We start from the raw sequence: 14356 nt of genomic DNA, 5'->3' as shown, positions 1-14356 counted from the left end.
TCCGACGGCGCGCCCCATCTTGGGTAGCAGGTAGACCGAGAGAACAGACCGGCATGAAGGACGAGGCAGCTTGAGACCCGACGGAACACCCGTTCTCACCGTCCGCGATCTCGCCAAATCGGTGCCCGGCGGCCGGCAACTCTTCTCGAACCTGCGGCTCGACGCCGGGGCCGGCGAGATCGTTGCGATCGTCGGCGAATCCGGCGTCGGCAAGTCGACGCTCCTCAACATCCTCGCGGGGCTCGACGCGGGCGACGCCGGCACCGTGCTCGTCGACGGTATTAATCTCGGCGCGCTGGGCGAGGCAGCCTCCACCAAGCTTCGCCGCGAGCGCATCGGCTTCGTGTTCCAGGCCTTCCACATCCTGCCCTACCTGACCTTGCGCCAGAACGTGGCGCTGCCGCTGGCGCTGATCTCGGCCGAGCGCGGAACGGTGGACGCGCGGGCCGAGGCGATGCTGGCGGGCGTCGGCCTCGAAGGGCGCGGCTCCTCCTACGCGCGCGATCTCTCCGGCGGCGAGCTGCAGCGCGTCGCCATCGCCCGTGCGCTCGTCCATCGCCCGGCGCTGATCCTTGCCGACGAGCCGACCGGCAATCTCGATCCCGACACGGCGGACGTCGTGTTGAACCTCCTGCGCCGGTCGGTGCGCGAGGAAGGCGCGGCGGCGGTGATCGTCACGCATTCGCAGGCGACCGCCGCCGTCGCCGACCGCGTGCTCCGCCTCACCGCCACCGGGCTGGAGCCTCATGCGGGCCGCTAGCGCCGATCTCGCGGCCGCGCGCCGGGCGCTCGTCTGGCTCATCGCCGGCGAGTGGCGCGCCCATCCCGCGCGCTTCCTCGCCACGGCGGTGGCGATCGCGGTGGGCGTCGCGCTCGGCTTCGCCGTGCATCTCGTCAACGGCTCGGCGCTCGCCTCGTTCGACGGCGCGGTGCGCGGCGTCAACGGCGCGGCCGACCTCGCGGTGCGGGCCGCGAGCCCCCTCGGCTTCGACGAGGCGCTCTACCCCCGCGTGGCGCTGGCGGAAGGCGTCATGGACGCCAGCCCCGTCGTCAGCCTCGAGGCGGAAGCCGGCGCGGCGCGCTTCACGCTGCTCGGGCTCGACGTCATCCGCGCCGGGGCAGTGACGCTGAGCCTCGTCGGCCTGCCGCCGGCGGGGCCGGACGCCGATCAGGCCGCGGCCTTCGCCGACGACGCGCTGTTTCTCTCGCGCGACGCGCTGGCCGAGACCGGCCGGACCGTCGGCGAGACGATCGAGGTGGCGGCGAACGGCCGGCGCGCCGCCTTGCGCATCGCGGGCGTTCTGTCCGGCGTCGCCGCGGGCCAGCGGATCGGCACGCTCGACATCGCCGCCGCGCAGTGGCGCTTCGACCGGCTCGGGCGGCTGGACCGGCTGGACCTCAAGCTCTCAGACCGCCGCGCCGCCGAGGCCGCGTTGACGGCGCTGCTGCCGGCGGATGCGGCGCTCGCCACCGGCGAGAGCGAAGCGGCGCAGGGCAGTGCTCTGTCGCGCGCCTATCGCGTCAATCTCACCATGCTGGCGCTGGTCGCGCTGATCACCGGCGGCTTCCTCGTCTTCTCCGCGCAGTCGCTGTCGGTGGCGCGGCGTCTTCGCGCCTTCGCGCTGGTGCGAACGCTCGGCCTGCCGCGCTCGGGCATCGTCGCGGCGGTGGGCCTGGAAGGTCTCGTCATCGGTGTCCTCGGCTCGGCCGCCGGCCTCCTTGCCGGCTACGGGCTGGCCGTCCTGGCGCTGCGGCTTCTCGGCGGCGATCTCGGCGCCGGCTACTTCCGGGGCGCCGACGTGCGGATAGTCTTCGCGCCGGGCGCGGCGGCCTTGTTCTTCGCGCTCGGCCTCGCCGCGGCGCTGCTCGGCTCCGTGCTGCCGGCGCGCGCCGCCTCGCGCGCCGCCCCCGCGGCGGCCTTGAAGAACAGCGGCGACCTTCTCGACCCCCGCCGCCCCGTTCCCTGGCGCCCGGCCGTGGTGCTGCTCGCGGCGGGCGGCGTCGCGGCGCTGCTGCCTTCGATCGGTGGCCTGCCGCTCGCAGGCTTCGCGGCGATGGCGCTGATCCTCGCCGGCGGCGTCGCCGGCGTGCCGTGGCTGGCGCGCCGCCTGCTGGCGGGATGGGTCGGCCGGCCGCTGCGCCCTCTGCCGCTCTCGCTGGCGCTGCGCCACGTGCACGGCGCGCCGGGCGAGGCGGCCACCGCCCTCTGCGGCATCGTCGCGAGTACGGCGCTGATGATCGCCATGGCGACCATGGTCACGAGCTTTCGCGGCGCGGTGGACGAATGGCTGGCACAGGTACTCTCGGCCGACCTCTATCTTCGCGTCGAGGGCGCGGGCCTCGATCCCGCCGCGCAGGCGCGGCTCGCTGCGGTGTCCGGCATCGGCCGGCTCGACTTCAGCCGGCAATTGCCCTTGACGCTCGCGCCCGACCGGCCGCCGGTGACGCTGATCGCGCGGCCCGTCGATCCCGCCCGGCCCGACGCCTCGCTCGTGCTGCTGCGCCAGACGCCGGTGCCGGAGGGCGCGATCCCCGTCTGGATCTCGGAGCCGGCCTCGCGCCTCTACGGCTGGAGCCCCGGCGAGCGCGTGGCACTGCCGCTCGGGCCGGGCTCGCAGAATTTCGCGGTCGCCGGCATCTGGCGCGACTACGCGCGCCAGACCGGCGCGGTGGCGATGCGCGCCGAGGACTACACGCGGCTCACCGGCGATGCCTCGCGCGGCGAGGGCGCGGTGACGCTCGCGCCCGGCGCCGAGAGTGCCAACGTGCGCGAAGCGCTTCTGGCGGCGCTTGCCGACACGCCGGGCGTCGAGATCGCCGAGCCGGCGACGCTGCGCCGCTTCGCGCTCGATCTCTTCGACCGATCCTTCGCCATCACCTACGCGCTGGAGGCCGTCGCCATCCTCGTCGGGCTCGCTGGCGTCGCGGCCACCATGTCGGCGGGCACGATCGCGCGGGTGCGCGAGTTCGGCATGCTCCGTCATCTCGGCGTCTCCAAAGGGCAGATCGTCGCCATGCTGGGTCTGGAAGGCGCCACGCTCGGCGCCGTCGGGGCGCTCGCGGGCGTGGCGCTCGGGCTCGTGCTGTCGCAGGTGCTCATCCACGTCATCAACCCGCAGTCCTTCAACTGGACGATGACGACGCGCCTGCCGCTCGGCACGATCCTTGCCGTGGTGGCGGCGCTGGTGCTCGCCGCCGCGGGCACGGCCGTCCTGGCCGGGCGGCGCGCCACTGGCCGCGGCGCGGTGGATGCGGTTCGGGAGGATTGGTGATGCACTGGCTGCGGATGTTCTTGGTGCTGCTGATCTCTGTCGCGCCGGCCCGCGCGGCCGATGCGCCGGCCGTCGTGGCGCCCGGCCGGGCCTTCGCCTTTCCCGCCGACCACGGCGCCCATCCCGACTTCCGCACCGAATGGTGGTACGTCACCGGCTGGCTGAAGGGGGCGGACGGGCGCGAGCGAGGCTTTCAGGTTACGTTCTTCCGCACGCGGCCGTCGATGGATCCTGCCAACCCCAGCCGCTTCGCCCCCTCGCAGGTGCTCTTCGCCCACGCCGCCCTCTCCGACCCCGCCGAGGGGCGCCTGCTGCACGGCGAGCGGGCCGCACGTGCCGGCTTCGGGCTGGCCGAGGCGGCCGAGACCGATGCCGACGTCGCCATCCGCGACTGGTGGCTGCGGCGCGACGCCGACGAGCGGTTCCACACGCGCGTCGCGACGCCCGAGTTCGGCTTCGAGCTCGCCTTCGAGCCGACGCAGCCGCCTTTCCTGCAGGGCGAGAACGGCTACAGCCGCAAGGGTCCGCTCGCGGGGCAGGCGAGCTACTACTATTCGATGCCGCACCTGACCGTCACCGGCACGCTGCGCCGAGGGGGCGAAGGGGTGGGCGAAGCGGTGACCGGCGAGGCCTGGCTCGACCGCGAATGGTCCTCCGACTACCTCATGCCCGGCGCCGTCGGCTGGGACTGGACGGGCCTCAATCTCGACGACGGCGGCGCGCTCATGGCGTTCCGCATCCGCGACCGCGACGGCGGCACGCTTCATGCCGGCGGCTCGCTGCGCCGGCCCGGCGGCGAGATCGTGCGCTTCGCGCCGGGCGACGTCTCGTGGACGACGGTGGAAACCTGGCGCTCGCCGCGCACCGACGCGATCTATCCGGTCGCGCAGATGCTGCGCCTGCGGCTGCCCGAAGGCGAGCGCGCCTTTCCACTGACGCCGCTCTTTCCCGACCAGGAACTCGACGGGCGCTCCGGCGGCCTGCCGGTCTACTGGGAGGGCGCGGTGCGCACGCCCGGCGGGCGCGGCTATCTCGAACTCACCGGCTACGCGGCGCCCCTGGCGCTGTGACGGCGAACCCTGCGTGCGCAGGTGGGAGAGAGGGATGCGACGGGAGCGAGTCGTGTTAGAACGTTTCCAATGACGGCCGAGTCGGCTTCCCCGTCCCAACCATGCGGCAGACGAGGGCCCTGAGGCGACCCCATGTGCGTCGGCCCGACCGCGCACCCGCCCGAAACCCGTCGAGGAACGCTTCCCCCTGGCCGCACCCGTCACCTTCCGCCAGCGCTTCGGCGCGCTGCGCAACCTGCCGCCATTCCTGCGCCTCGTCTGGCAGGCGAGCCCCTGGCTGACCGCGCTGTCGGGCGCCCTCCGTCTGGTGCGCGCGCTGCAGCCGGTGGCCGCGCTCTTCGTCGCCAAGCTCATCGTCGACGAGGTGGTGCGGCTCGCCGGCTTGGCCGATCGCCCCGAGAGCCTGGGCGATTGGATCGCTGCCGGCCTTCTCGATCGCATCGCGCTGCTGCTTCTCGCCGAGTTCGCGCTCGCCGTCGTCGCCGACCTCCTCGGGCGCGTCGTCACCTTCACCGAGAGCCTCCTGACCGAGCGCGTCTCGATCGTCTCCAGCGTCCGGTTGATGGAGCATGCCGCGACGCTCGACCTCCAGACCTTCGAGGATGCCGACTTCCAGAACCGGCTGGAGCGCGCCCGCCGCCAGACGAGCGGGCGCATGACGCTGCTCAGCCAGATCTTCGCGCAGGTGCAGGACCTCGTGACGGTGGCAAGCCTGGTCGTCGGGCTCCTCGCCTACGCGCCCTGGCTGATCCTGCTGCTGGCGCTGGCGCTGGTGCCCGGCTTCCTCGGCGAGTTCCACTTCAACGCCGAGAGCTACCGGCTCGCCTATGCGACGACGCCCGAGCGGCGCGAGCTCGACTACGTCCGCCAGACGGCGGCGAGCGTCGAGACGGCCAAGGAGGTGCGCATCTTCGGGCTCGACGACTTCCTCGTCGCGCGCTACCGCGCCCTCTCGGCCCGCTTCTTCGCAGACAACCGGGCGCTGGCGCTGCGCCGCGCGAGCTGGGGCGCGCTGTTCACGGCGCTCGGCACGATCGGCTACTACGCCGCCTATGCCGCCATCGTCTGGCGCACCGTCGCGGGGCCGTTCAGCGTCGGCGACCTGTCGTTTCTCGCCGGCTCGTTCCTGCGGCTGCGCGGGCTTCTCGAAGGGCTGCTCGCGAGCTTCTCCTCCACCGCGGGACAGGCGCTCTATCTCAACGATCTCTTCTCCTTCTTCGCCGTGCGCCCCGGCATCGCCGCGCCCGCTGCGCCGGTGCCCGTGCCCCGGCCGATCCATGGGGGTTTCGTGTTCGAGGACGTCGGCTTCCGCTATCCGGGCTCGGAGCGCTGGGCCGTGCGCCACCTTTCCTTCACGCTGCGGGCGGGCGAGGTCCTGGCGCTGGTGGGCGAGAACGGCGCCGGCAAGACGACGCTGGTCAAGCTTCTCGCCCGGCTCTACGACCCCACCGAAGGCCGCATCCTTCTCGACGGGCGGGATCTGCGGGAGCACGACCCAGCCGCGCTGCGCGCCGAGATCGGCGTGATCTTCCAGGATTTCGTGCGCTACAACATGAGCGCCGGCGAGAACATCGCGGTCGGGCGCATCGAGGCACGCGAGGACCGGACGCGGATCGAAACGGCGGCGGCGCGCAGCCTCGCCGACGGCGTCGTCGCCCGGCTGCCCGAGGGCTACGAGCAGATGGTCGGCAAGCGCTTCACCAACGGGGTCGAGCTCTCGGGCGGCGAGTGGCAGAAGATCGCCATCGCCCGCGCCTACATGCGCGAGGCGCAGGTGCTGATCCTCGACGAGCCGACCGCCGCGCTCGACGCGCGCGCCGAGGTCGAGGTCTTCGAGCGCTTCCGCGACCTCAGCGCCGGGCGCACCGCCGTCCTCATCTCGCATCGCTTCTCCAGCGTGCGCATGGCCGACCGCATCCTCGTGCTGGCGGACGGGCGGGTCGAGGCCTCTGGCACGCACGACGATCTCGTCGGCCGGCCCGGCCGCTACGCCGAACTCTTCGCGCTGCAGGCGCAGGGCTACCGCTAGGCGCCGGCGATCAATACGCTCGCGGCATAGGCGCCGTTGGCGGCGAGAAGGCAGAACACCGCGAAGGATCCGAGATCTTTGGCGTGGCGGGCGAATTCCGAGATCTCCGGCGACACCCTGTCGACGATGATCTCGATCGCCGTGTTCAGCGCCTCGCAGGCCATCAGCACGAGGATCAGCACCCCTTGCGTCAGGTAGCTCGCCACCTCCGCGCCGCGCAGCGCGAACAGCACGAAGACCACTGCGGCGGCCGCGAGCTCGTGGCGGAACGCCGTCTCGCCGAGCATGCGGCGAAAGCCGCCGAGCGAATAGCCCGCTGCCGACAGGAGATGGTCGAGACCGCGCTTCTTGCCGGCGAGCTTGCGGTCGGAAAGGTCGAGGCTCATGGTCCGGTTCGTCCGATGTCGGCGAGAGGCCCCCCGGCAGGCGGGCGACGGCAGGCGGCGAAGGCGTCGAGCGAGCGATCGTACACGCCGGTGGCGACGTCCGCCATTCCCAACACCGTGTGGAACAAGTTGTCGTGCGAGAGCGGCGTGTCGGCTTCGGCGCGAAGGCAGGCCATGTCGAGGCCGGTGGCCTCGCGATAGGGCTGCGAGAACCAGGCGACCATCGGCACCTGCGTCTGTGTCGAGGGCGCCAGAAAGTAGGGCGCGCCATGCAGGTAGATCCCGTTCTCGCCGAGCGACTCGCCGTGGTCCGATACGTAGATCATCGAGGTCGTGAGCTCCGTGTGCTCGGCGAGGAGATCCACGATCTCGGCGAGGATGTGGTCGGTATAGACGATCGTGTTGTCGTAGGCGGCTACGATCTCCTCGCGCGAGCAGTCGGCGAAGTCGCCGCTGTGGCAGGCCGGCCCGAAGCGTTCGAACTCGGCCGGGTAGCGCTCCGCATAGGCGGGGCCGTGGCTGCCGATCTGGTGCAGCACGATCACGCGGTTTCCGGTGACCGACCCGATCTCGCGCCGCAGCCGATCGACGAGGATCTCGTCGTGGCATTCCCCGTTTCGGCAGAAGCGCGGGTCGTCGGTGGCGGGCAGGAACTCGTAGGGGGAGCGGTCGGCCACCTGCATCGAGCCGGTGTCGTTGTCGTACCAGGAGACGCCGAGGCCGGCATGCGCGAGAACGTCGAGAAGGTTCTCGCTCGCCAGCGCCTTCGTGCGGGCATAGCCGCTTCGCGACAGCACGGAGAACATGCAGGGCACGGACACCGCGGTCGCCGTGCCGCAGGACGAGACGTCGGAGAAGTGGACGACGTCGCGCCGAGCGAGTTCGGGCGTCGTGTCGAGGCCCGTTCCGTTCAGGCCGAAGCTCTGCGCGCGGGCGGTCTCGCCCACCACGAGCACGGTGAGCCACGGCTTGGCCGCGCCCTGCGACGCGGCGCCTTGATGCGCGTCGGTGCCGAGCGGGGTGATGAGTCCGAGCTCGGCTTCGCCGATGCGGTTGTAGGCATATTTCGCCGCCGAGACGACCGGCGCGGCCGGATTGAAGCTGCCGATGAGGTCGGGATGCCGGCGGAAGGTCGAGGCGAAGCTCGGATAGTTCCACCAGACGATGACGAGCGCCGCCGCGACGCAGGCCAGCACCGTGCCGGTGTTGTGCCGCAGCTTGACGGAAAAAGGCCGGTGCACCACCGCGACGCCGGCGACCAAGAGCGAGGGCAGAAGGCCGAAGAAAGCGAGATGGCGCACCATCGCGCCGGTGACGAGGTGCCGTGCCTCGCTCGGCGTCGTCAGCGCGACGTTCTGGATCATGTCGCGATCGATGAGGATGCCGAACGTATCGACATAGTAGGACGCGGCGGCCGCCACGAGCAGCAGCACGATGAAGAACGGCTTGATGAGATACTTGACGGAAAACACCGTCAGCACCGCGAAGGTGAGGATGAAGAGACCGGCGCCGAGCGCGGCGAGCTGCGCCTCGTGGCCTGCGAAATAGCCGAGGCCCTTGTGCCAGAAGGTCCGGTTGAAGCCGAGCAGCAGGACGGCCGAGACGAGAAACGTCAGCGTGGCGCTGGCGAGGCGGGGGCGGTGCAGAGGCATGGGCGGCGACATTCCGGCAGCATCGGCGCTGGCCGTGAATGGCGGGCCGGCACGAGGATCGCGGGGTCTCGTCGGACCGCGCGACGCTTGCGATAGGGGCCGAAGATGTCGATGACGTCGCCGCCGCTATACGCTTTCGTATAGTTCGATCGGGCAGGTCGAGCTGGGAAGGAGACGGCGGAAACGGCCGCGGTTCAGTAGAAGCTTCGCGCGCGCGAACGCCGCCGCCGCCGCCGCAGGAGGTCGATCATCGCGGGGACCGGCGAACGATCGTCGCCCCGCAATGAGCCGCCGAAGCCGAGACGGAGAAATCGGGTGAACCGGTGCATGGGCGCCCTCCATGATGCCAAGCCGATCGTGCCGACACGGGCTTGCATCGGCCTGACGCCGGGCCGTCCGGCTGCAGAACCGGGACTTAGCGCGAGGGGCGTGAGAGAAGGAAGACGGCGACCCCCACCAGCACGGCGGCGACGGCGAGCAGCACGGGCGTCGCCACGCCCCTGTGCCAGAGGAGGGCGAGGCTCGCCGCCATCGAGGCGATCGCCAGGATCTTGGCGCCCCTCGGCACCACGCCACGCTCGCGCCAGTTGCGCAGGGGCGGGCCGAGATGGGGATGGGCCTCGACGCGCGCCGCCCAGGCCGGGGCGCCGCGGCCGAAGGCCCAGACGCAGAGGAGCAGGAAGGGCGTCGCCGGCAGGCCCGGCAGAACGATGCCGGCGACGGCGAGCGCCAGGAACACGAGGCCGAGCGCGCGGTAGGCGAGCCGTGCGAAGGGACCCGCGGCGGGCCGGCCGGGGATCGTCGGCTCGATCGCGGATGAAGGGGGCGAGAGGCGAGGGGGCCTATCGTCCGGCGCGCCGGGCGGCGCGGTCAATTCGGATCGAACTCGGCGGGAAGCTCGCCGTGCCGGGCCAGCACCACCGGCTCCTCCAGCACCTCGCCGGTGTCGGTGTCCACCGTTTGCTGGATCGCCACCACGCCGACGGTGCGCGAGGCGTCGCGGTCGGCGCGGGCGGATGCCTCGCCCGCGCTCTTGAAGGTCATCTGACGCCCGGCGATGAGGCGCTTGCCCATCTTCTCGAACTGCTGGACGATGTAGAGGGTCTGTACGGGCATGGCCGACCTTCTACGACGCGGCTCAGGCGTCCCGCAATCCCAGCCGCTTGTTGTAGGCGAGCGCCAGCAGCGTGCAGACCGCGCCGGACAGGAGGTAGAGGCCGACGGCCGCGAGCCCGAACCTCGACGAGAAGCCGAGTGCGACCAGCGGCGCGAAGCCGGCGCCGATCAGCCAAGCGAAGTCGGTGGTGAGCGCCGAGCCGGTGTAGCGGTTCTGGCTCGAGAAGTTCGACGCGGTGGCGCCGGCCGACTGGCCGTGGGCGAAGCCCAGAAGCGCGAAGCCGATGAAGACGAAGGCCGTCTGTCCCGCGATGTCGCCGCCGAGAAGGAAGGGCGTCACCACCGAGAAGGCCGCGATGGCGACGGCGCAGATGCCGATCAGGCGGCGGCGACCGATGCGGTCGGCGACCGTGCCCGACAGGATGGTGCAGATCAGGCAGACCACCGCCCCGCCGGTCTGGATCAGCAGGAACTCGCCGGGCGCGCGGTTGGAGAAGTTGTCGATGTAGGAGAGCGGGAAGATCGTCACGAGGTGGAAGAGCGCGAAGCTCGCCAGCGGCACGAAGGCGCCGAGGATGATGGCCCGGCCCTGGACGCGCCAGAGGTCGGCGACGCGCACCGGAACCAGGTCGCGGCGCTGGTACATCTGCACGAATTCCTCGGTCGCGATGAGGCGCAGCCGCGCGAAGAGCGCCACGACGTTGATCGTGAAGGCGACGAAGAACGGATAGCGCCAGCCCCAGCCGATGAAGTCCTCGGTGGCGAGGTTGAGCGTGAAGAAGGCGAAGAGCGCGCTGGCGAGGATGAAGCCGATGGGGCCGCCGAGCTGCGGCACCATGGCGTACCAGCCGCGGCGGTTCTCGGGCACGTTGAGCGCGAGGAGCGAGGCGAGACCGTCCGAGGCGCCGCCGAGCGCGAAGCCCTGGCCGGCGCGGAACACGGCGAGCGCCACGATCGACCAGGCGCCGATCGTCTCGTAGCCCGGCAGGAAGGCGATGAAGGCGGTGGAGCCGCCGAGGAGGAACAACGCGATCGTCAGCTTGACGCCGCGCCCGTGGCGCCGGTCGATCTCGGTGAAGAGCACGGTTCCGAACGGACGCACCACGAAGGCGAGGCCGAAGATGGCGAAGGAATAGAGCGTGCCCGTCAGGTGGTCGGCGAAGGGAAAGACGAGGGCGGGGAAGACGAGGATGCAGGCGAGGCCGAAGACGAAGAAGTCGAAGGCCTCCGAGGCGCGGCCGATCACCACGCCGATGGCGATCTCGGCCGGCGAGATGTGCCCGTCCGACGACACCTGACGCGCATCGTTCTCCAGCTGCGTCGACGAGGCCTTGCCTTGGGTTGCCGTGGTCATGCCGCTTGGTCTCCTGCCGTCCGGGGCGAAGCCGCGCCGCGTGGTGCCGTCCGCCGTTCTGCTATATGGGCATAGGGTGCATGGCCGGTCACCGTCAAACGGTTGCGGGTTGGACAAAACGTCCAATCCCATTCCGGAAGGCGAGACCGTACATGGCGGCAATCGCACTGGAGCTCGGATGGTCGTCTTGCCAGGCAAATTCCTGCGCATCCTCGGGATGCTTCCGCTTCTCGCCCTTCTGGGCGGCTGCAACATGGTGGTGATGTCGCCCGCCGGGCACGTCGCCACGCAGCAGCGCGACCTCATCGTCGTGTCGACGCTCCTCATGCTCCTCATCATCGTGCCGGTGATCGCGGCGACGCTGCTCTTCGCGTGGCGCTACCGCGCCTCCAACAAGGCCGCGACCTACGATCCCGACTGGCATCATTCCACCGGCCTGGAGGTGCTGATCTGGACGGCGCCGCTGCTCATCATCATCGCGCTCGGCGCGCTGACCTGGATCTCGACGCATCTCCTCGATCCCTACCGCCCGCTCGAGCGCATCGACGCCGCGCGCCCCGTCACGCAGGAGACCAGGCCGCTGACCGTCGAGGTGGTCGCGCTCGACTGGAAGTGGATGTTCATCTACCCCGAGCTCGGCGTCGCCACGGTCAACGAGCTGGCGGCGCCGGTGGACACGCCGATCAACTTCAAGATCACCTCCTCGGCGATCATGAACTCGTTCTTCATCCCCGCGCTCGCCGGCCAGATCTACGCCATGCCCGGCATGGAGACGAAGCTTCACGCCGTGATGAACGAGCCCGGCGTCTACGACGGCTTCTCGGCCAACTACAGCGGGCCGGGCTTCTCGCGCATGCGCTTCAAGTTCCACGGGCTCTCGGCCGGCGACTTCGACGCCTGGGTGGCCAAGGTGAAGGCCGAAGGCCAGCCGCTTGACCGCACCGGCTACATGAACGTCGCAGCGCCCAGCGAGAACGATCCGGTGCGCTATTTCGGCTCCGTCGACGGCGGCCTGTATCAGGCGATCCTCGGCATGTGCGTCCAGCCCGGCAAGATGTGCATGCAGGAGATGATGCATGTCGACATGTCCGGGGGCGTTGCCGAAAACCACGAGGCCAACCGCGAGCGGCTGATCTACGACCGGGCCGGCGCCTTCGACGGCTTCGGCTACGGCGCGGGCCATGGCAACGCCGAGGCGCAGGGCGCGACCTTCCCGGCCACCGACCGCACGCCCCGCTCGGCCGACCAGCCCGAAGGCATGCAGCCGGACGCCAGCGGTCCGGTCGGCAACGACGCCGACCATGGCGGGCACTCCATCCCCGGCATGAACCACGACGCCATGCCGGGAATGGGTGCCGCACCGGCGCCGCCGCCCCGGCCCTCGACCGAAACGGGCGAATCCTCGCCCGCGCCCACCCAGCTGAACCAGTAAGTCCGCCCGAAACGGCCAGACGCGAACGAACGGGTTTCCCATGTTTGCCAATACGGATCTCCAGCAGCTGATCTTCGGGCGCCTGACGCTCGACGCCATCCCGCTGCACGACCCGATCCTGCTCGTCACCTTCGCGGTGGTGGCGCTCGGCGGCGCCGCGCTGCTCGGCGCCATCACCTATTTCCGCTTCTGGGGCGTCCTCTGGCGCGACTGGTTCACCAGCGTCGATCACAAGAAGATCGGCATCATGTACATCGTGCTGGCGCTGATCATGCTGATGCGCGGCTTCGCCGACGCGCTGATGATGCGCGCCCAGCAGGCGATGGCCTTCGGTCAGACCGAAGGCTTCCTGCCGCCGCACCATTACGATCAGATCTTCACCGCGCACGGCGTGATCATGATCTTCTTCGTGGCGATGCCCTTCGTCACCGGCCTGATGAACTTCGTGGTGCCGCTGCAGATCGGCGCGCGCGACGTCGCGTTTCCGTTCCTCAACAACTTCTCGTTCTGGATGACGGCAGCCGGCGCCGTCACCGTGATGATGTCGCTCTTCGTCGGCGAGTTCGCGCGCACCGGCTGGCTGGCCTATCCCCCGCTCTCGGGCGCGGCCTACTCGCCGGGGGTGGGCGTCGACTACTACATCTGGGCGCTGCAGATCGCCGGCGTCGGCACGCTGCTGTCGGGCGTCAATCTCATCGTGACCATCGTCAAGATGCGCGCGCCGGGCATGTCGATGATGAAGATGCCGGTGTTCACCTGGACCTCGCTCTGCACCAACGTCCTGATCGTCGCGGCCTTCCCGGTGCTGACGGCCGTGATGGCGCTGCTGACGCTCGACCGGTACGTGGGCACCAACTTCTTCACGAACGATCTCGGCGGCAATCCGATGATGTACGTGAACCTCATCTGGATCTGGGGCCACCCCGAGGTCTACATCCTCATCCTGCCGGCCTTCGGCGTGTTCTCGGAGGTGGTGTCCACCTTCTCGGGCAAGCGCCTCTTCGGCTACGCCTCGATGGTCTACGCCACCGTCGTCATCACCATCCTCTCCTACCTCGTCTGGCTGCACCACTTCTTCACGATGGGGTCGGGCGCCAGCGTCAACTCGTTCTTCGGCATCACCACGATGATCATCTCGATCCCGACGGGCGCGAAGATCTTCAACTGGCTGTTCACCATGTATCGGGGCCGCATCCGCTTCGAGGTGCCGATGCTCTGGACGGTCGGCTTCATGGTCACCTTCACCATCGGCGGCATGACGGGCGTGCTTCTCGCGGTGCCCCCGGCCGACTTCGTGCTGCACAACTCGCTCTTCCTCGTCGCCCACTTCCACAACGTCATCATCGGCGGCGTCCTGTTCGGCATGTTCGCGGGCACGGTCTACTGGTTCCCGAAGGCCTTCGGCTTCAAGCTCGACCCGTTCTGGGGCAAGATGAGCTTCTGGTTCTGGCTCACCGGCTTCTGGCTCGCCTTCATGCCGCTCTACGTGCTCGGCCTGATGGGCGTGACGCGCCGCATGCAGCATTTCGACGATCCCTCGCTGCAGATCTGGTTCGTGATCGCGGCCGTCGGCGCCTTCCTCGTGCTCTGCGGCATCGCCTCGTTCATCCTGTCGATCGTGATGGCCTTCGTGCGGCGCGACCAGCTGGCCGACACCACCGGCGATCCCTGGGATGGGCGCACCCTCGAATGGTCCACGGCCTCGCCGCCGCCGGCCTACAACTTCGCGTTCACGCCGATGATCCACGATCACGACGCCTTCTCCGACATGAAGCGTCGCGGCTACAAGCGGCCCGTCGAGGGGTTCAAGGCCATCCACATGCCCAAGAACACCGCGGCCGGCCTCGTGCTCGCCGTCCTCAGCGTCGCCTTCGGCTTCGCCATGATCTGGTACGTCTGGTGGCTGGCGGCGCTCTCCTTCGCCGCGATCGTCGGCGTCGCCATCGTGCACAGCTTCAACTACGACCGCGACTTCCACATTCCGGTCGAGGACGTCGTGCAGGAAGAGAACCGGCGCACCCGCGCCCTGATGGCGAGCGCCTGAC

General features: G+C 70.1%; 11 protein-coding genes. 6 read left to right on the top strand and 5 right to left on the bottom strand.

Annotated features, from left to right (window positions below; translation table 11 throughout):
* Window positions 1-70: 70 nt before the first annotated feature.
* The 4 genes from GGR04_RS03195 (at window position 71) to GGR04_RS03180 (ending at window position 6371) form a co-directional block, all read left to right on the top strand.
* Window positions 71-760, top strand: coding sequence for an ABC transporter ATP-binding protein (locus GGR04_RS03195; RefSeq protein WP_183197777.1), 690 nt, complete (start codon window positions 71-73; stop codon window positions 758-760).
* The gene (locus tag GGR04_RS03190; RefSeq protein WP_183197775.1) at window positions 747-3272 is read left to right on the top strand and encodes an FtsX-like permease family protein; all 2526 of its coding nucleotides are present in this window, start codon (window positions 747-749) and stop codon (window positions 3270-3272) included. The genes GGR04_RS03195 and GGR04_RS03190 overlap by 14 nt, the downstream gene beginning before the upstream one ends.
* A complete protein-coding gene (locus tag GGR04_RS03185; RefSeq protein ID WP_183197773.1) occupies window positions 3272-4342 on the top strand; it encodes a lipocalin-like domain-containing protein in 1071 nt (356 codons plus the stop codon). Before GGR04_RS03190 ends, GGR04_RS03185 begins: the two co-directional genes overlap by 1 nt.
* 187 nt (window positions 4343-4529) lie before the next feature.
* Entirely contained in the window at window positions 4530-6371 is a 1842-nt protein-coding gene (locus GGR04_RS03180) for an ABC transporter ATP-binding protein (RefSeq protein WP_183199003.1), read from the top strand.
* On the opposite strand, the gene GGR04_RS03175 is transcribed toward GGR04_RS03180, so the two are convergent.
* From GGR04_RS03175 to GGR04_RS03155, 5 genes are all read right to left on the bottom strand, one after another.
* The gene (locus GGR04_RS03175; protein WP_183197771.1) at window positions 6368-6757 is read right to left on the bottom strand and encodes a diacylglycerol kinase; all 390 of its coding nucleotides are present in this window, start codon (window positions 6755-6757) and stop codon (window positions 6368-6370) included. The genes GGR04_RS03180 and GGR04_RS03175 overlap by 4 nt on opposite strands.
* Window positions 6754-8409 carry a phosphoethanolamine transferase gene (locus tag GGR04_RS03170; protein WP_183197769.1) on the bottom strand — a complete coding sequence of 552 codons (1656 nt, stop codon included), beginning with the start codon at window positions 8407-8409 and terminating at the stop codon, window positions 6754-6756. The genes GGR04_RS03175 and GGR04_RS03170 overlap by 4 nt, the downstream gene beginning before the upstream one ends.
* A 415-nt stretch (window positions 8410-8824) precedes the next feature.
* A complete protein-coding gene (locus GGR04_RS03165; protein WP_210291609.1) occupies window positions 8825-9283 on the bottom strand; it encodes a YbaN family protein in 459 nt (152 codons plus the stop codon).
* Complete coding sequence (locus GGR04_RS03160; protein ID WP_183197767.1) at window positions 9280-9525, bottom strand: hypothetical protein; 246 nt, start codon at window positions 9523-9525, stop codon at window positions 9280-9282. The genes GGR04_RS03165 and GGR04_RS03160 overlap by 4 nt, the downstream gene beginning before the upstream one ends.
* Before the next feature lie 22 nt (window positions 9526-9547).
* Window positions 9548-10879, bottom strand: coding sequence for an MFS transporter (locus GGR04_RS03155; RefSeq protein ID WP_183197765.1), 1332 nt, complete (start codon window positions 10877-10879; stop codon window positions 9548-9550).
* A gap of 178 nt (window positions 10880-11057) precedes the next feature.
* On the opposite strand from GGR04_RS03155, the gene cyoA reads away from it, so the two are divergent.
* Window positions 11058-12311, top strand: coding sequence for a ubiquinol oxidase subunit II (gene cyoA, locus GGR04_RS03150; RefSeq protein WP_183197763.1), 1254 nt, complete (start codon window positions 11058-11060; stop codon window positions 12309-12311).
* Window positions 12312-12351: 40 nt separating this feature from the next.
* Window positions 12352-14355 carry a cytochrome o ubiquinol oxidase subunit I gene (gene cyoB / locus GGR04_RS03145; protein ID WP_183197761.1) on the top strand — a complete coding sequence of 668 codons (2004 nt, stop codon included), beginning with the start codon at window positions 12352-12354 and terminating at the stop codon, window positions 14353-14355.
* Window position 14356: the final 1 nt, after the last annotated feature.

Source organism: Aureimonas pseudogalii, assembly GCF_014196835.1.
GTDB classification, from domain to species: domain Bacteria; phylum Pseudomonadota; class Alphaproteobacteria; order Rhizobiales; family Rhizobiaceae; genus Aureimonas; species Aureimonas pseudogalii.
The sequence above is the reverse complement of the archived record's forward strand: the minus strand, read 5'-3'. Positions and strand labels throughout refer to the sequence as shown.